Annotated in this window: 11 protein-coding genes and 3 pseudogenes; 10 read left to right on the forward strand and 4 right to left on the reverse strand. The window is 53.7% G+C overall.

The window, feature by feature from the left end; genetic code table 11:
* From repA to repC, 3 genes are all read left to right on the forward strand, one after another.
* Window positions 1-1,215, forward strand: a complete 1,215-nt coding sequence (repA, locus tag FS819_RS23675) for a plasmid partitioning protein RepA (RefSeq protein WP_156551275.1) — start codon at window positions 1-3, stop codon at window positions 1,213-1,215.
* Complete coding sequence (gene repB, locus FS819_RS23680; RefSeq protein WP_156551276.1) at window positions 1,212-2,234, forward strand: plasmid partitioning protein RepB; 1,023 nt, start codon at window positions 1,212-1,214, stop codon at window positions 2,232-2,234. The genes repA and repB overlap by 4 nt, the downstream gene beginning before the upstream one ends.
* Window positions 2,235-2,388: 154 nt before the next feature.
* Window positions 2,389-3,603 carry a plasmid replication protein RepC gene (repC, locus tag FS819_RS23685; RefSeq protein WP_156551290.1) on the forward strand — a complete coding sequence of 405 codons (1,215 nt, stop codon included), beginning with the start codon at window positions 2,389-2,391 and terminating at the stop codon, window positions 3,601-3,603.
* Window positions 3,604-3,921: 318 nt separating this feature from the next.
* Here repC and FS819_RS23690 read toward each other — a convergent pair whose 3' ends face one another.
* Entirely contained in the window at window positions 3,922-5,175 is a 1,254-nt protein-coding gene (locus tag FS819_RS23690) for a flavin-containing monooxygenase (protein WP_156551277.1), read from the reverse strand.
* Between the two features lie 554 nt (window positions 5,176-5,729).
* Here FS819_RS23690 and FS819_RS23695 point away from each other — a divergent pair.
* The gene (locus tag FS819_RS23695; RefSeq protein WP_156551278.1) at window positions 5,730-7,436 is read left to right on the forward strand and encodes a tetratricopeptide repeat-containing diguanylate cyclase; all 1,707 of its coding nucleotides are present in this window, start codon (window positions 5,730-5,732) and stop codon (window positions 7,434-7,436) included.
* A 438-nt stretch (window positions 7,437-7,874) separates the two neighbouring features.
* Here FS819_RS23695 and FS819_RS23700 read toward each other — a convergent pair whose 3' ends face one another.
* From FS819_RS23700 to FS819_RS23710, 3 genes and pseudogenes are all read right to left on the reverse strand, one after another.
* Complete coding sequence (locus tag FS819_RS23700) at window positions 7,875-9,020, reverse strand: site-specific integrase (RefSeq protein ID WP_498724701.1); 1,146 nt, start codon at window positions 9,018-9,020, stop codon at window positions 7,875-7,877.
* Between the two features lie 334 nt (window positions 9,021-9,354).
* Window positions 9,355-10,182, reverse strand: a pseudogene (locus FS819_RS23705) (ABC transporter permease); the annotation flags it as partial.
* Window positions 10,183-10,240: 58 nt separating this feature from the next.
* Window positions 10,241-13,219, reverse strand: a complete 2,979-nt coding sequence (locus FS819_RS23710) for a Tn3 family transposase (RefSeq protein ID WP_156551594.1) — start codon at window positions 13,217-13,219, stop codon at window positions 10,241-10,243.
* Between the two features lie 151 nt (window positions 13,220-13,370).
* Between FS819_RS23710 and FS819_RS23715 the strand changes: the two are divergent.
* The 6 genes and pseudogenes from FS819_RS23715 to FS819_RS23740 all read left to right on the forward strand — a co-directional run.
* Window positions 13,371-13,955: pseudogene (locus tag FS819_RS23715) on the forward strand (IS6 family transposase); the annotation flags it as partial.
* A gap of 187 nt (window positions 13,956-14,142) precedes the next feature.
* Window positions 14,143-14,859: an IS6 family transposase gene (locus tag FS819_RS23720; RefSeq protein ID WP_156551595.1), complete on the forward strand. Its 717-nt coding sequence runs from the start codon at window positions 14,143-14,145 to the stop codon at window positions 14,857-14,859.
* 211 nt (window positions 14,860-15,070) lie between these two features.
* Window positions 15,071-15,310, forward strand: a complete 240-nt coding sequence (locus FS819_RS23725; RefSeq protein ID WP_071205515.1) for a type II toxin-antitoxin system Phd/YefM family antitoxin — start codon at window positions 15,071-15,073, stop codon at window positions 15,308-15,310.
* Entirely contained in the window at window positions 15,310-15,729 is a 420-nt protein-coding gene (locus FS819_RS23730; protein ID WP_071205516.1) for a type II toxin-antitoxin system VapC family toxin, read from the forward strand. The genes FS819_RS23725 and FS819_RS23730 overlap by 1 nt, the downstream gene beginning before the upstream one ends.
* Window positions 15,719-16,864, forward strand: a complete 1,146-nt coding sequence (locus FS819_RS23735; protein ID WP_071584952.1) for a tyrosine-type recombinase/integrase — start codon at window positions 15,719-15,721, stop codon at window positions 16,862-16,864. The genes FS819_RS23730 and FS819_RS23735 overlap by 11 nt, the downstream gene beginning before the upstream one ends.
* Before the next feature lie 153 nt (window positions 16,865-17,017).
* A pseudogene (locus FS819_RS23740) lies at window positions 17,018-17,641 on the forward strand (IS5 family transposase); the annotation flags it as partial.
* Between the last annotated feature and the right edge of the window lie 329 nt (window positions 17,642-17,970).

Genomic DNA, 17,970 nt, shown 5'->3' on the forward strand with positions numbered 1-17,970 from the left:
ATGGCGAAGATCGCCCCGAAAACTGATACCGTGATTGAGGGGTTGACTGCCTTGATGGAGCGTCACGCTGACGCGCTTTCCAGCCAGTTGCAAGCACATCATTTGAAAGTTTTCCCGCCGACCTCCGAAAAGGGGATTAGGACGTTCGGGCCGTCTGAAGCGTCCAAGTTGCTTGGCGTTGGGGAGTCTTATCTAAGACAGATTGCTTCTGAAATGCCAGAGTTGAATGTCAGCATGAGCCCTGGGGGCCGGCGCATTTTCTCGATTGAAGATATTCACATGATCCGTAAGCATATGGACCAGATCGGTCGTGGAAACCGTCGCTACCTTCCGCATCGTCGAGACGGCGAACAGCTCCAAGTCATTTCTGTCATGAATTTCAAAGGCGGCTCGGGCAAAACGACGACCGCTGCGCATTTGGCTCAATATCTCGCAATGCGTGGTTACCGAGTCCTTGCTATCGATCTCGATCCTCAGGCAAGCCTGTCTGCGCTTTTTGGCAGCCAACCGGAGACGGACGTCGGTCCAAACGAGACCCTCTACGGCGCTATCAGATATGATGATGAGCAAGTGCCGATCGAACAGGTTGTTAGAGGAACATATATTCCGGACCTTCATCTCATTCCCGGCAATCTCGAACTTATGGAGTTTGAGCATGACACTCCCCGCGCATTGATGAAGCGCAAGGAAGGTGACACGCTCTTCTATGGTCGCATCAGTCAAGCCATTGAAGACATTGCAGATAATTATGATGTCGTCGTCATCGATTGCCCTCCGCAACTCGGTTACCTCACGCTTTCAGCATTGACGGCCGCGACATCCATCCTTGTTACGGTTCACCCCCAGATGCTCGATGTGATGTCAATGAACCAATTTCTGGCAATGACATCGAACTTGTTGAGGGAAATTGAGAGCGCCGGTGCGGAGTTCAAGTTCAATTGGATGCGCTATCTTATCACTCGTTTCGAACCGAGTGATGGGCCACAAAATCAAATGGTTGGCTATCTCAGGTCTATTTTCGGTGAGAACGTCCTTAATTTTCCAATGCTCAAAACGACGGCTGTCTCAGACGCGGGCCTGACAAATCAAACCCTTTTTGAAGTGGAACGCGGTCAGTTTACCCGATCAACCTATGATCGCGCCTTGGAGGCTATGAACGCTGTCAATGATGAGATTGAATCTCTGATCAAAAAAGCATGGGGTAGAACCACATGAGCCGGAAGCACATCCTTGGCGTCTCGACGGACGCCCAAGACGTTAAGCCGTCTGACAATCGGGCAGGGAAAACGCGGTCAATGCCGCTTCTCGGTGTCGCCAGAAAAGAACGCGACCCGGCAACAAAGCTGACTGCGAATATTGGAAACGCACTGCGTGAGCAGAATGATCGGTTGAGCCGCGCTGAAGAGATAGAGCGGCGTCTTGCTGAAGGACAAGCGGTTATCGAATTGGATGTCTCGACGGTAGATCCATCCTTCGTGCAGGACCGAATGCCTGGCGACATCGACGGGCTTCTCGAATCGATTCGAGAGCAGGGCCAACAGGTCCCAATCCTCGTGCGTCCTCACCCGGATATGCCGGGCCGCTATCAGGTCGGCTTCGGTCACCGTCGGCTTCAGGCCGTTTCTGAATTAGGTCTTCCGGTCAAAGCGGTTGTTCGCGATTTGACCGACGAACAATTGGTCATTGCACAGGGCCAGGAGAATAACGAGCGCCAGGATCTCACCTTTATTGAGAAAGCACGTTTTGCTCATCGCTTGAATAAGCAATTTTCACGCGAGATCGTGATTGCCGCGATGTCGATCGACAAGAGTAACCTGTCGAAGATGCTTTTGCTTGTCGACACCCTCCCCCCGGAGTTGATCGATGCAATCGGCCCCGCACCAGGTGTCGGCCGACCAAGCTGGCAGCAACTCACGGAGTTTATCGAAAAGGCCCCCTCGCCTTCTGACGTCTCGAAATACGCGTTATCGCGTGAAGTACAAGCACTGCCATCGGCGGAGCGGTTCAAGGCAGTGTTGGTCAGCCTTAAGCCTCCGAGGATCTCTCGCGGACTTCCGGAAATTATGTCGACCCCTGATGGGGATAGATTGGCTCAGGTTTCGCAAAGCAAATCCAAATTGGAAATAACGATAGACAGAAAGGCGACGCCGGATTTCGCAGCCTTCGTCATTGATCACTTGCCTGCGCTTTATCAGGCGCATCGAGCACAGAACCAGAAGAAACAAGGAGAGTAGTCCGCAAAAGAAAAGAGCTCCCCCAACGTCGCCGTCGTGGAAGCCCTTCTGTCTCTCTAGCAAGAACAGAATCGCATTTCCTCGAATCCTCGTCAAGAGTTTATGCGCCGTTTTGGTGAGTGATTTTCTTTTGCCTGCTGAAAGGTAAAAGATGATGGAGACTGGAAATGTAACGACGCCCTTCGGGCGGCGGGGTATGACGCTTGCGCTGGTGCGTCGGCAGGTCGCTACAAGCGACATTAAGCCGGGTAAACGTGCTGATAAATGGAAAATATTCAGGGATGCCTCAGCCGCAATGGACTTACTTGGGATACAATCCAACAGTCTTGCGGTTCTCGATGCCTTATTGAGCTTTTATCCGGAGAATGAACTGCGGCAGGATGCACAGCTTGTTGTCTTCCCCTCGAATGCACAACTTGCTCTCCGCGCGCACGGCTTAGCCGGGGCGACTTTACGCCGGCATATCGCAGTGCTTGTAGATGCAGGCCTGATCGTTCGCAAAGATAGCGCCAATGGAAAACGCTACGCGCGCAAGGATAATGCCGGTCAAATCGAGCAGGCATTTGGCTTCGATTTATCACCCCTCCTCGTACGCTCAGAGGAGCTTGCGATGATGGCGCAACAGGTGATGGCTGATCGCGCCACCTTTAGAAAAGCTAAGGAAAGCCTGACCATTTGCCGCCGAGACGTCCGCAAGCTGATCACGGCGGCGATCGAGGAGGGCGCGCAAGGTGACTGGCACGAGATCGAATGCACTTATATCTCTCTCGTCGGCAAAATATCCAGAACCCCGGCTCTCTCTGAGGTCACATTGGTTTTAGATGAGATGAACAACCTCAAGAGACACATCGTTAAACGACTGGAAAATCTAGTTAATTCAGAAGAAAAAAGCGGCAATGCTGCTCAAATTGAGCACCACATACAGAATTCAAACACAAACTACATAACTGAATTTGAACCTCGCTCTCGAAAAGAGCAAGAAGCGGCTAAGGAGCAAAACAATCCGCCTAACAGACTGCCGATAAAGTCATTTCCGCTTGGAATGGTTTTGAAGGCCTGCCCTTCGGTTGGCGATTACGGACCAGATGGAACGATCGCGAATTGGCGTGACTTAATGACAGCTGCGGTGGTGGTTAGATCTATGTTGGGAGTAAGTCCGTCCGCCTATCAGGAAGCTTGCGAAATCATGGGTCAAGAGAATGCGGCAACCGCCATTGCGTGTATTTTAGAGCGTACAAATTTTATCAATTCGGCAGGAGGTTATCTGCGTGATCTAACCCGTCGGTCACAGCAGGGAGAATTCTCTCTCGGGCCTATGATGATGGCTTTGTTAAGGACCAACGGAGAAGCGGGTATAAAGACCGGGTAAAAGGTTAAGCGAATCCTCCAAATCGAGACGGATTGGAGTCAAAATGCGAGCAATTGAGGGTGTGATTTGGTGGTCAGCTGACCACCAACATAAGTCTTTGAAAGAGCAGGGTTTTTCAATGCTGTTATGAAATCCAGATTGTGAGTGATTATTTACACGAAAAATGCGGATTGCGGTGAAATTGGTCGGTGTAAGCGAGATATTGGGCTTCTGCCTTGATCATCACAATAGAAAAAGAGTGCAGATTGTTTGCGGTATCTCTAATCCGGATACATCCACACCACTATTCGGGCGGCCAGGTAAGACGTCAAAATAAGATCAGGCCTGCGGCATACGAGCCAGGTAGTTATCCTGAATGGTGATGTGATCAGCCAAGTGCTTGGCATCATGCCAGACGCCCCAGATAAAACTGGAGGCGCGCCCGGAAAGTCCGGGAAGGCCGAGGAAGTAGAGGCCTCTCTCAGAAGAGACACCTAGATGATGTCTAGGGCGACCCGCTTCATCGAAGGCCTGCACTTTCAACCAGCTATAGTCGGATCTGAAGCCGGTGGCCCAGATGATGGTGGTGATGTCTGCCGCGGTAAGATCCAGTTCTAGAATCGGATTGATAATACAATCGGCCGTCGGACCAAGAATGCGGGCTTCCGGCTCTTGCGGAAGGTTGAGGCCGTTCAATACAACGAAAGCATCCGCTTCGTCGAGCAGTGATAGATAGGTCTGGTCACCACGATCAAGATTGTTGGCAAGGTCTTCAGCGAAGGATAATTTGCCGTTCTTAAAACTTTCGGTCATGCCAACCAGAACCATTCCTTGTGCTGCAAGACGACGGAAGTCGATAGTTTCTCCGCCTCGCGCACCACTGACAGCGACCGTAACATGGTCGCTTGTCTGCAATTCCTTCACCTGGGCATCCCATTTTCCGAGAACGCCAAGCCACCAGGCGCAGTCATACCCCCGATAGGCGCGTGGAGGACGATCATGCGGACCAACCGAAAGATAAGTTTTGCGGCCCACTCGCATGAGTTCTTCCGCAATCTGCACTCCCGACGAGCCCGCGCCAATCACGAGAACGGCCCCCTCCCCGAGCTGGTGAGGATTGCGGTATTCGCTGGAATGTATCTGGTTGATATTGGCGGTCGGCGGAACGATTGACGGGATATTCGGCAACTGGAACGGACCGGTCGCCACAACGACGTAGCGTGCTTCGATAACTCCGTTAGATGTCTCGACACGGAAGCCAGGGCGACCGTCCAGACGCTCGACTTGAGTTACCTCGGTTCCACAGCGTGTTGGCGCGTTGTACTTCTTTGCATAGGCTTCAAAATAGTCAGCAACGCCTTCCTTGGGAACAAACGTATCGGCATTGCCGGGAAAGGTCAGGTTTGGAAAACGATCGTGCCAGGCCGGACCATTGGCGACAAGAGAATCCCACCGCATGGAACGCCAGCGCTCCGCTATTCTTCCCTTTTCAAGGACAAGGTGTGCAACATTGTTCCTAGTCAGATGCTCACTCATAGCGATACCAGCCTGGCCGGCGCCGACGACGAGTGCATGTGTTTTTTTGACAGGCATTGTTTCGTTCTTTCTATAAATTTATGTGTTTTCTGGCCCCTGGAGTTGGGTGTTGGCGAGTGCCGAACCATAGGGGCAGGGGCCGACGAGGATTCTTATTACTGTGGCTGTAGGAATAAATTTGGTTGCATTATTCGTTTTCTCGGTCGTCGGGCATCTCATTAAGTCGGCATCCCTGGCCTCTGCGGATGCTCGCCAAGGCAGTCTCCATCTGTTCTTTGAACGTTAGCTGTTTACGAATAGTCGGCCGATGCGGGCTATCTACAACTCTATGATGATAGTGGACCGAAATCTCAATCTGATAGAAACTCTTGGGTTGGTATGAGCGATATAAAAAGAGAGGAAATTTTGGCGAGATTAACAACGCAGTAAGAGACGAGGGGAGGAGAAGTCTGCTCGCCGTTGAGTAGCCGATGCTTACGTAATTTCGCAACGGTCGATCGCAAGGAACTTAAGAAGGGGCCTTGTGAAAAATAGTGGCTTTAGGACTCCCTTAAATCGATCTCTGCTAAATTTTCTGGGTATTCTGTCTGATCGTTGCGCAAGATGAGCTGATGATATTGAACCACCAGTTTGGCAATCGTAAAAATAGTTTTGATTTGGACGCGGCAGCCGCGCTGGATGAAGCTTGGGACCTAGCCTGCAAGGGTCGTTCCGTTCGCGCATTTTCTTTAGCAAATTCAGTTTTGGCTTCAGCAGAACGGCGAGCAGATCAAGGTCTTATAGCGGGCAGTTCTCAGCAATGTGCCTGGTATTGCTTTCAACTTGGTGAGACACAGACGGGGCTAGTATACATTGAGAAAGCAATTTCTCTGTGGAGGCACCTTGAAGAGCCGGTGCTTGAGGCGCAAGCTCTTAGTATCTGTGCTTGGCTGCATCTGGAACTCGGTAATTTAGAGCAGGCTGTCGAGTTTGCCGCAGAGGCACTCAACATTGCCGACCAGAGCCGTAGCCTCCGATCTCGATCTTTGGCGATAAATGTTATTGGCGTGATATTCTGGATGACGCGTCAACCATCTCTCGCTGTTGACTATTGCAGTCGAGCTGTGGAGCTTGCTCGAGAGGCATATGATCTTACGTTCGAATGTTGGTGGTTGATTAATCTCGGTGGAGCGCATGCAGAGGATGCTTATCTCTCTCAGGAAGCCGATAATCAAAAATTCGAAACGTCGATTAGCAGCGCAATAGATATTACGAAACAAGCACTCAGCCTCGCTCAATCACTTAAAGACGCCTGGGCCGAGAGGTTGTGTATCGCAAATTTAGCGGAATATTTTAATGCGGTTGACGATTTTTCCGCCGCAGAAATGTTATTGGAGCGGTACCGTGATATTCCGGGAGATGATTATGTCCGGGGTGAGGGGCATTATCTGGTTACACTGGGAAGCACGCTTGTTTCGTTAAAGCGCTATGATGAGGCCTTGGTTCCACTCGAGCAGGCCCACTTGCTCGCCGGGGAGAATTTCAATCTCGAGACCTTAATGCATGCCTGTCTGTCTCTGTCAAAGGCCCATGAGTATCTTGGAGCATTTAAGCCTGCGCTGGATTTTCATAAAAAATATCACAAACTACATCAGCAGTTCACTGCGGAGCGGATCCAGCAAAATGCCCGTATGGCGGAGATCCGTTATGAAACGAAAAAACTCAAAACAATGCTTGATACAGAGGCAGAGCGCTCCGCAGAAATTGCCCGGTCATTAGAGGCGCTTCAACAGCAGACCAATGTCCTGACGGAAGCGGCAAATACGGACCCGCTGACGGGACTTTCCAATCGGCGGCATTTGGAGACGTTAATATCTGACATTAATACTCGAAGCGCGAGTTATGCGCTGGTGATCCTTGATGTCGATCACTTCAAGAAAATCAATGATACGTTCTCCCATATTATTGGTGATCGTGTCCTCGTGCAAATCGGGGCACTGGTCAAAATTGTTGTTCGTGAAACAGATCTCGCAGTTCGCTTCGGTGGCGAAGAGTTCGTCATACTTATGACGGACCTAACACCGGCCCACGCGGAAAGGGTTTCAGAAAGACTGCGAATGACAATTACCAACTTTGACTGGTCCGAAATTGCCGATGGGCTGAATGTGTCCGTCAGTATCGGAGTGGCAATGTCAGACGATGCAGTCGACGCCGAAGCGGTTTTGCAACTGGCGGATCGGCGCCTTTATTGGGCAAAGCAGACCGGTAGAAATAGAGTTGTTTGTTTTCTGCCGTCTGGAAATAGGTTTGAACAAACGACCAGCGCGATTACGGATTGAGGAAGCGATCCGATTCTGCTGACTGCCCATAGCCTTCTCGGCGTTGCTTTTCTCTTGCCATGAATCTCCGCTTCCGCCGGAGTGAAGATGCGTACGGAATGCCGTCCAAAACCCGCCATAGCGCACTCGATTTTAATGTCATCAATAACCGAAACCGCTAATCGGCTGTCATGAAGGCTAAAGGGGCGGGGTGTGGCGCGGAAAGGGATTTCGACGCGATGAGCGCGATAAACCGATGTTATCTTCGGTAATGATGGGATTATGTTGACGTGCATTTTGACAGGTAGCAGAATTGGACCAGCAGTCTCAATTGCCATGCAAAATCCTGGTGAAACAACCAGCCTGAAACAGGTCGAGGCCGAAAAATCCTATTTCCAGGTGCAACCATTGTGATCAGCAATTCATGGGATGCAAATTTTCTGGTTCAAACGAACAAATTCAAAGCCCCGCGGCTTTTGTCAAATTGACCCTGAAGCGATCCCTTCGGCGCTGGTATCTGCGGGTCATCTCGGCTGAGGCATGGCCGAGCTGTTTCTGGATGTAGCGTTCGTCGACTTCGGCGGAGGAGGCGAGACCGGCGCGAAGCGAATGGCCGGAGAATTTGAAGGCGCGTTCAATCTCGCTGAGATCGCCGCGAACCCCGGCAGCCATGGCGGTCCGCTTCACCAGCCTTGCCACTTCCTTATCGTTCAAGCGGTCCGGACCAATGGACTTGCCTTGTCCTGTGACGCGGCGGAAGAGGGGGCCATGGGCAAGTCTGGCAAAGGTGATCCAGGTTTCCACAGCCACCACCGGGCAGGTAGCATCGGAGGAGCCACGGCCGATCTCGACCTCGCGCCAGCCGGTCTTGCCGCGCAGGGTGACGAGCATGCCCTTGTCGAATATTTCGATCCAGCCTTGTCCGTCTTCAGTCTGGTCAGCCTTGATGTCGAGCCCGACAATCTCGGATCGCCGCAGGCCACCGGCATAGCCGATCAGCAGCATGGCGCGATCCCGCAAACCTCTGAGGTTTCCCCGATCGAGTGTCTCGATCATGGCGATGATATCCTCGGCCAGCACCGCTTCCTTCTGCACGGGTGGGCGTGCGTGGCTGTTGCGAATACCGGCCATCACGGTGGCGATATGCCGATCCTTGCGATCGAGCATCAACCCGCGCTGCGCATAGTTCCAAGACAATGACGAGAGGCGCCGTTCGATCGTCGAGACGGAGTTGGCCTTGGCACCCCTTTCTGCTGAGCCCGAAGCGCAGGCCGTGATGTAGAGCCCCACGGTTTGGGGGGCCGGGGGGAGGGGAGCCAGGTTCGATCGCCGGCACCACGCCGAAAAATGCTTCCAGTCGCAGGCATAGGCCTTGCGGGTATTTGCAGAACTTGCCGCCTCCACATAGTCACGGGCGCGGCTCGCCAGGCTGGCGAGATGCGTTGGCATCTGCTCGTCGGTGGAGGAGAGGGGAGGGGCCTGCATCGAGGTGTCGGCGGCCGACACCTGCGAGGTGGAAACATCACCCCCAGCCGCCGTGCCGAGCGACGGCGCAGGGCTCTCCTGGAGGGGAATGTCGCTGTTCTGCTCGATGAGCTGGGCCATTTCATTATAATGACAAAAATGTCCGATAATGCAAGATTATCGGACGCATTTATTTGATGACAAAGCGTGCGGTTATATGCATTTTTTCGCGAATAACCGCGCGTAAATTTTAAGCTTCGTCCTCGCCCAGCCCATTGATTGCGTCCATCTGGGTCGCCCCGCTTGCTGAGTCGGGTGTTACAGCACCGTGCGTTTTATAAACGCACGGTGCTGTAACACTTTAAATCTGCTGCATAATTACTGAAATCGATTCCGATTTGAGGAATTATGCATTAGCTCTCCTTCGAGAGCACATCAGATCCCATCTCGCTGAACCGTGTCGGGTAATGAAAAACTATCTGTTCGACCTTAGAGCCGTTGCTATAGGAAGCCTTGTGGCAGTGATCGCTGGTAATGCCCCACCTATGACGCCGATTGTAAGCCCGAGTGCTCCCGCGACGAGCATGACGTCGCTAGTAACCGCTAACTGAAATGCCACCCCAGCGTCATTCGCGCCGATCGTGCTGGCTTGCCATCCATTGAAGACCAGCCATGACATTGCCAGTCCGCTTATCGCACCGATTGCAGCAAGAAGAACTGCCTCAATCCAAGTTCCGATGAATGTCGAGAAACGCGTAAAACCCAAGGCTCTAAAGGTTGCGATTTCCACCTTACGATCAGAAACGGAATTCATCATGGTGTTCAACGCACCTGCTGTAGCGCCGATTGCCATCAAGATTGCAAGAGGCCAGCCGAACAGCCGTATCAGGCTGGCTGTTCGGCCCGATTGTGCCGCATAAAGATCAGTTTCCGAAACAGCGATCAGCGGCGTTGTGGTTATTGTTGCGAGTTCGTTTTGAAGAGCTGGAAGCGATGTCGGGCTAAACAAGCGTAGTCGTAGGCTTTGGACCTGTCCCTGACGATCAAACGCTGAACGAATTGCATCGAGATCGGCCCATATTTCGGATTCGAAGGCGCTGCCTTGCGCGGAGAATTGCCCGACAACGGTCCAGTTGACCGTCCCGAGCCGAACCGTATCACCCGTATGTAATCCCAACTCACGGGCAAAGCGATCACCAACGACAATCTCGCGCGCGCCGGATTTGAAAGGCCGCCCTGTAGACAGCGAAATATTATCGCGGATCGACATTCCAGCCGCGTCCATGCCACGCAATGCGATTGTTGGGGTTAGAGCAAGAACTGCTCAAAATCATACGCTAGCCGTGAACAAACAACGAACTTCAGGCTGCCCGCGCTATAGCGGTTGAAGTTCTCAGCGGCCTGAAACCACTATCCGCGAAGCTTGGCGGCTCGTCCCATGTATAGATACCTGTCAAATTGATATGTTCCCAACTCAACGGTGAAACATGCTTGAGCATATCATTCGGAATGATGCGGCGTTTCTGACGGAGGTGCTGCACAGCTCGGCTGAGATAAATGGTGTTCCAGTGGACGATTGCGCTGACGACGAGATTGAGGCCGGACGCCCGAAACGCCTGACTTTCAAACGAACGGTCACGAATTTCACCACGCTCGTGGAAAAAGACGGCCCGCTTGAGTTTGTGGGCAGCCTCACCCTTGTTCAATCCCGCTTGACAACGCCGCCGTAACGCCGGGCCGGAATACCATTCAATCATGAATAGCGACCGCTCAAGCCGCCCCAGCTCTCGCAGTGCCTTCGCGAGCTGGCTCGGGTTGGGCGAGGCCGCTAGTTTTTTCAGAATTGCCGAGGGAGCAAACATCTTCATTTTAATCGAAGCGGCCAAATGCAGTAGATCGTCCCAATGGGCCAGAATCAGATCGCCGTTAATTGGCGCACCAATATGGCCCTCCAGTCCTGAATAGATGTCCGGTTTCTCAAACGTATGGAATTTCCGATCGTTAAGATTGCGCAGTCGAGGCGAGAACCGTTTATCGAGCAGGGCGAACAACGCAAAGACGTTGTCGCTGGCACCACCGGTATCGGTAAAATGCTCTTTAATCTCGAGTGCCGTCTCATGATCGAACAGGCCGTCGAGTACATAGGCTGCCTCGCTTTCAGTTGGACTGATCGGCAGGATGCTGAAATAACCATACTGGTCGGAGAGATGGCTGTAGAACTTGATGCCGGGCTCGCTACCATAGTGCAGGTTAATATCGGCGCGCTTGGCGGCACGGTCACTCGCTCGGAAGAATTGGCCATCAGACGATGCCGTCGCACCATTACCCCATAGCTGAGCGTGGGGATGGCGGGAATGGGCATCGGAAATACAGGCCTGGGCTGTTCGATACGTTTCAGCACGCGCATGAAACATCCGCATCCAGCTGATCTGATGAGCGCTGATTCCCTTCGACGCTATCGCCATCCGTTTGGGCCCGAGATTGGTGCCATCGGCGAGAACGCCGGCCAACATCGCTGAACTATTACGCGGAGGATCGCCGGTGCGCACATGCGTAAATTGATCGGCAAACCTGGTCCATTCATGAACCTCTTTGAGTAAATCCGGAACTTCGACGAGTGGATACATACCGCTCAATTCCCAATTCAATTCTTCTGCCTCTGCGGGTATTTCGCTCGAGAGAGGTGTGACGAGCAACTTGCCGTGTTCTAGGCGGACACCGTCAAGTTTTCCGTTTCGGGCACGATAGGCGAGCTGCTGGAGATTGAAGTCGAGAGCTTGGGCCGCCTCAGAAAGGTAGGCAGCGCCATCGCTCTGGACGCCAAGTCCAAGGTCACCGTCTTCCTTAAGTGTTCTAAATGCTGGCATTGGCATTAGGAGTTCATCCATGGGCCGATATGATTTACTACCTTCTACCCAGACGTCCGCGGAACGTAATCGGTCTCGCAATACGGCTAAGGTTGCGATCTCGTAGAGACGGCGGTCAGGTTTGTCCTGCCGAGAGATCAGCTTGCGCGTCTGCTCCCGCAGATGGCCGACTGGAAACCGAGTGGGCAGCCCCCGCCGCCCGTCGTTAGAAAGCAACTTCAGCATGTCGAGCGCAGCAAGCAGGGGATCATGCCGGCGTGATGAGCGAAAAGTGAAGGCTTGCAGGAACATGGGGGCATATTTGCGCACGCCGCCATAGCGCTCGACCGCCAGCAAGAGCGGGTCTGGATCAGCGTCCTCGACCATCGCTTCAACAAGAGGCTTTGCCTGCAGCAATTTGTGCCATCCCACCTGCCGGTCGATCGTGTCCAATGCATCCGCCCCGGTCTGGTCGGCGATAACGAGCGCGCGCAGCGTGTCTCTAAACAGCCTGAGCGCCTTTGCCGTTTCATGATGCGCGTCGGTGCGGCGCTGCTTTTTTCTGTTGTTTGCCTGAGAAAACAAACGCCCTATCAGTTTGCAGAACATTGTTACCGCATCATCGGTCAGCTTCTGTATGAGTTTGATAAGCTGGGAGACGATAGTTGCCCGACGGCGTGCGGTATTGAAGTCGGCGATAAGCCACGCCGGTGTAACGTCTCCTTCGCGAACCATTTGGTTCCAGCGTTCCGGATGAATTCGGCTCTGAAGCTGAGGATCGATCTCCAAGGATCGGATGAACGCCAGTCTCTCCATCAATCCGACGAGGTTATCACCGCTTGGCCCATCGGGGGCAGACCTAATCCAATGAAAGCGAGTGTGCTCAATCTTCGGATCTACCTTAAGAAGATTGTCGAGATTGACCAAACGCGCTTCGGAGAAACCCGCCAACAATGCCGCTTCTGCTCGGCGGCGAGCAACAGCGCGTGCAGCAAGCCCAAGCCTTTCGATCACGTCCTCCGCAGGCAGCAAAACATTGCGCTCGCGAAACGCTGCTACAATCGCGTTAACGATGGTAACGCCCTTATCTGTTGCCGCAGCCACCTCAATGGCGGCCGATAGTGCCATCCGTCGATCTTCAGAAGTCGGCGTTCGCATTCCCAGATAGCTCAACAGAAAGGCGACATGCTCCATCCGTGTCGGTTGGCGGCGCGCATAAAGATTGAACTCGTGTGGTTCAATATCGAGTTGTCGAGCAATGAACCCGAGTGTTGCCAGGGGTAGGCTCTCCCCCGACATCAATGTTCGCCCGGGATAGCGCATGAGACAGAGTTGGACGGCGAAGCCGAGCTGGTTGGGCGGCCGGCGGCGGGTCTGAATCTCAAGCCGATCGGAAAGGGATAGCGTGTAGTGCCGGATTAAACCATCGTCGCTGGTCGGCACTCCGAAAACCGCTCGTCTCTCATCACTTTTAAGGAGCTTTCTGCGACCCATCACTGGTCTCCTGAAATCAAACGTGTTCAGGGAACATGAAAATGGATCGAGAAGAATTGGCAAATGGATTCCAAGGGCACCATTGCTGTCAAATGCAGGTTCTTAATACGTTCATGGCTACCGTATGATTTTGAACAGTTCTTGTGCCAGTCCCATCATCGTCTCTCATCAAACCGTGCGGCTCTGGGCTGAGAAATTCGGTAGACATTTTGCCAATGATATCCGCAAGCGATCTGCCGGCAGGCTCGGGGACAAATGGCATCTCGATGAGGTTGTCATCACCATCGGTGGAAGGAAACACTGGCTTTGGCGCGCCGTTGATCAGGATGGCTTTGTTCTCGACGTGCTGGTGCAAAACCGCCGCAATGCCAAGGCGGCAAAACGTTTGATGCGCAAGCTCCTGAAAGCCCAAGGCCGTGCGCCGCGTGTGATGATTACCGACAAACTACGATCCTATGGTGCAGCAAAGCGGGAGGTCATGCACGGCTTTGAGCATCGTTCTCACAAAGGATTGAACAATCGGGCAGAAAACTCGCATCAGCCCGTCCGACGACGGGAGAGGATCATGAAGCGCTTCAAGTCAGCGAGGCATCTTCAACGGTTTGTTTCCATCCACGATCCGATTGCCAACCTCTTTCACATTCCCCGCCACGACATTCCATCCACCCATCATCGCGAATTGCGAAAAACAGCCATGCAAACATGGTACCAAATCGCTGGCATTCAAGCCGCCTAAAGCATAACCTCAACCCCAGATCATGACTGTGAAGCGCTAAGTTTACATTGCCTGCCGATGATCTGTTCGTCTGTAAAACGGTTGCGCTTCATTCTCTGGTCCTCTCAATGGGCCAGAGCTTATTTCAAAATGGATTAGGGCATCGTAACGTTAACCGGACATCGATCAAAATGTGGGATCTGGCTACATGACCAGATCCAGCCGTGATCCCCTTTATCGTCGCCACCGATTTCCCGGCGAGGTGATTGCCCATGCAGTTTGGCTGTATTTCCGGTTTCCGCTTAGCCTGCGGATGGTCGAGGATCTGCTGGCAGCGCGTGGCATCATCGTCTCTCATCAAACCGTGCGGCTCTGGGCGGAGAAATTCGGTAGACATTTTGCCAATGATATCCGGAAGCGATCTGCCGGCAGGCTCGGGGACAAATGGCATCTCGATGAGGTTGTCATCACCATCGGTGGAAGTAAACACTGGCTTTGGCGCGCCCTTGACCAGGACGGCTTTGTTCTCGACGTGCTGGTGCAAAGCCGCCGCAATGCCAAGGCGGTAAAACGTTTGATGCGCAAGCTCCTGAAAGCCCAAGGCCGCGCCCCGCGTGTGATGATCACCGATAAACTACGATCCTATGGTGCAGCAAAGCGGGAGGTCATGCCCGGCGTTGAGCATCGTTCTCACAAAGGATTGAACAATCGGGCGGAAAACTCTCATCAGCCCGTCCGACGACGGGAGAGGATCATGAAGCGCTTCAAGTCAACACGACATCTTCAGCGTTTCGTTTCCATCCATGACCCGATCACCAACCTTTTTCACATTCCCCGCCACGATATTCCATCCGTCCACCATCGCGAACTGCGAACAGCTGCCATGCAAGCATGGCACCAAATCGCGCGCCTTCACGCCGCATGAACTAATTCATCACGCCAAGATGTTGCGTTCAAGGCGATAAGTTTACAGTGCCAATCTGGCCCTTATTTCTGTAACTAATTATTAACCATAACGGCAGCTCTAACCATCGATAAGTATCCCTTATCGGATGTTATGTAGTCTACCCATTGACCAACGTCGGCTTCGCCCTTACTCTTAGGTACAATGCGCCAATATCAGCGAAGGAAGTGTTATGACTGTTACCATCAAGGTCGCCGAGGCGAAGACGCATCTGTCGGAACTGTTGGCCCGCGTCGAGGCCGGTGAGGACTTTATTATTGCGCGTGGCAATGATCCGGTTGCGCGCCTGGTGGCCATAAACGAACGCCGGCAACGTATGGCCGCAATCGAATCCGTTCGCGCGTTGCGCGCCCAGGCCAAGCCTGTCACCCATCAGGAAATTCAGGACTGGAAGCAGGAAGGCCGGCGCTGATGGCATTTGTCGTTGATGCCTCGATTGCGGGCGCGTGGCTGTTGCCGGACGAAGAAAACATGATCGCTGAACAGGCGATGACGCGCATGGCTGAGGAAGATGCCATAGCGCCCGATCTGCTTCGCCACGAAATTCGCAGCATTCTCCTGAGCGCCGAGAGGCGCGAGCGCATCTCGGCTGACTTTGTTCATTCGGCTCTGGCACGGTTTCGCGGATTGCCTATGCAACTAACCGGCCCCGGAGACGACACAGAGGTGGTGCGCCTGTCCCGGAAATATCGTCTCAGCGCTTATGATGCCGCCTATCTCGCTCTTGCGCTTCTTGAGCAACTCCCACTTGCCACACTGGATCGCCGATTGGCGGAAGCTGCACGCGCTGAAGGTGTTGCACTCTTTGGGCCAGCTGAGCATGAGCATTGATCGTCCCGCCCAACTCGCGGGACGGATGGCGACACTCGACACGATCGCCGCCGTTCTCCCGATGGAGCGGCGCGACGAACTCGCAGAACTGTTGACCGACCAGGATGTTGAGACACTCCGGCACCTCGTCAACCAAGGCATGGGCGCCAATACGCTGCGCGCCTTCACCTCGGATCTCGCCTACCTGCAGGCTTGGTCACTGGCGGCGACAGGAAACGCTCTCCCCTGGCCTGCCCCCGAAGCAATGCTCCTGAAATTCGTCACCCATCATCTTTGGGACCCGGAAAAGCGTTCGAGCGATCCGGAGCATGGCATGCCGACCGAGGTCGAGAGCAGTCTTCGTGGTCAGGGCTTCTTAAGGGCCTCTGGTCCGCATGCGCCTGACACTGTGCGCCGGCGGCTTGCGACCTGGTCGACGCTGACCAAATGGCGAGGATTGCAGGGAATGTTCGCTTCCCCTGCCCTCAAGTCTGCCATCCGGCTTTCGGTGCGTGCCACGCCGCAGCCGAGGAAGCGCAAGAGTGCCAAGGCGGTCACGGGTGACGTCCTCTCGCAACTGCTGGCCACGTGCCGCACAGACGTCCTCAAGGATCTGCGCGATCGGGCCATTCTGATGGTGGCCTTTGCCTCCGGCGGTCGGCGCCGCAGCGAAATTGCCGGGCTGCGCATGGAACAGCTGAGCAGAGAGGGGCCCATTCCCGTTGATAGCGGTTCTCCCCTTATCTCGCTCTCCATCCACCTGGGATGGACCAAGACCAGTGGTGAGGACAATGACGAAGTGGTTTATCTCACCGGCCGTCCCGTCGAGGCGCTGAATGCATGGCTTACGGCTGCACGCATTGAACATGGCAGTGTGTTTCGGGCGATCGATCGTTGGGGGAATGTGTCTCCCCGCGCGCTCGATCCGAAGGCAATCAACGACATCGTCAAGCAGCGCGCGCTCCTGGCGGGACTTGATCCGGCCGAGTTTTCTGCCCATGGCCTGCGATCGGGATATCTCACCGAAGCGGCCAATCGTGGCATTCCGCTGCCTGAGGCCATGGAACAATCGCGACATCGATCCTTGCAGCAGGCCTCGAGCTATTACAACAGCGCAACACGAAGAAGCGGACGGGCGTCGAGGTTGTTGGATTAATGGACGATGGCGCAAAAAACCGGATATATCGAGGCGTTGGTGCGGGGATCAAATTTCAACATTTTGCAACTCTGTGACTGCGATCGAAAATAGCAAGATTGATCCCGCATCCCGCACAAACATAACGCCGCCCGCCGCCATCACATCGATAAGATGAAGTTCAAGGTAACGAACTGGGCGGACTATGAGGCAGGGCTTCGCTGTCGTGGCAGCTTGATCCTTTGGATAACGCCGGAGGCGCTGGCGGGCTGGGCAGCTCCACATCGCGAGATACCTGGTGGCCAGCCACTCTATTCGGATCTGGCGATCGAAACGACGCTGATGCTGGGCATGGTATTCGGATTACGGTTGCGCCAGAGCGAAGGGCTTCTGGGTTCGGTGCTTGATAGATGCGATTGGATTTACCTGTGCCCGATACCACCAAGCTGAGTAGGAGGGCCAGAACCTGGAGGCCATCGGACAGAAGCAACGACCGTCAGCCTGTTGCGGACGGAACCATTCATGTGCTGGTGCGATAGCACTGGGCTGAAGATCTATGGTGCGGGCCAATGGCTGGAAGAAAAACACGGAGCGAAGTCCCGGCGTGGCTGGCGAAAACTGCATCTGGCTGTTGATGCCGACAGTGGCGAGATCACTGCCCATAGCCTGACAGATCAAGAAGCTGGCGATGCTTCGCAGCTGGAGCCGTTACTGGATCAGATCGAAGATGAGATCAACCAATTCACCGCCGATGGAGCTTATGATGGCACTGCTGAAGCGCGCCTTGTTCTCGCCCATCATTTGACTGTGAAGCATTTGGAGCATCTCTGGCCCCGAACGCTCAACGATAGCTATCCCGGCCAGCAGAGCCGGCCGGAGGTGCAGAGGCAGAATTGGACTTGAGGACGTTGTCAGACTCTGCCGATCAACGACATCGTCGAGAACGACATGCCATTCATGGAAATGACGGAAACCTTCAATTGTACGATATAGGCCAGATTTGACTCAATTTATCATTTGGTGTTGTCCCGCCTAAGCGAGGATAAGAGCTTCTACTAAAAAGCTCTTCCTAGTAGAGCGTGGATCGTGGCGAAGTTACAAACTGGGTCAGACTCTGCCGATAATCA

Origin of the sequence: Allorhizobium sp. Av2 (assembly GCF_021462805.2) — a bacterium.
In the GTDB taxonomy this organism is placed as follows: Bacteria; Pseudomonadota; Alphaproteobacteria; order Rhizobiales; family Rhizobiaceae; genus Allorhizobium; species Allorhizobium vitis_G.

Excerpts from the sequence above, each read along its gene's own strand:
- repA (WP_156551275.1), top strand. The coding sequence starts at position 1 with ATGGCGAAGATCGCCCCGAAAACTGATACCGTGATTGAGGGGTTGACT.
- repB (WP_156551276.1), top strand. The coding sequence starts at position 1,212 with ATGAGCCGGAAGCACATCCTTGGCGTCTCGACGGACGCCCAAGACGTT.
- repC (WP_156551290.1), top strand. The coding sequence starts at position 2,389 with ATGGAGACTGGAAATGTAACGACGCCCTTCGGGCGGCGGGGTATGACG.
- FS819_RS23690 (WP_156551277.1), bottom strand. The coding sequence starts at position 5,175 with ATGCCTGTCAAAAAAACACATGCACTCGTCGTCGGCGCCGGCCAGGCT.
- FS819_RS23695 (WP_156551278.1), top strand. The coding sequence starts at position 5,730 with ATGATATTGAACCACCAGTTTGGCAATCGTAAAAATAGTTTTGATTTG.
- FS819_RS23700 (WP_498724701.1), bottom strand. The coding sequence starts at position 9,020 with ATGGCCCAGCTCATCGAGCAGAACAGCGACATTCCCCTCCAGGAGAGC.
- FS819_RS23710 (WP_156551594.1), bottom strand. The coding sequence starts at position 13,219 with ATGGGTCGCAGAAAGCTCCTTAAAAGTGATGAGAGACGAGCGGTTTTC.
- FS819_RS23720 (WP_156551595.1), top strand. The coding sequence starts at position 14,143 with ATGACCAGATCCAGCCGTGATCCCCTTTATCGTCGCCACCGATTTCCC.
- FS819_RS23725 (WP_071205515.1), top strand. The coding sequence starts at position 15,071 with ATGACTGTTACCATCAAGGTCGCCGAGGCGAAGACGCATCTGTCGGAA.
- FS819_RS23730 (WP_071205516.1), top strand. The coding sequence starts at position 15,310 with ATGGCATTTGTCGTTGATGCCTCGATTGCGGGCGCGTGGCTGTTGCCG.
- FS819_RS23735 (WP_071584952.1), top strand. The coding sequence starts at position 15,719 with ATGAGCATTGATCGTCCCGCCCAACTCGCGGGACGGATGGCGACACTC.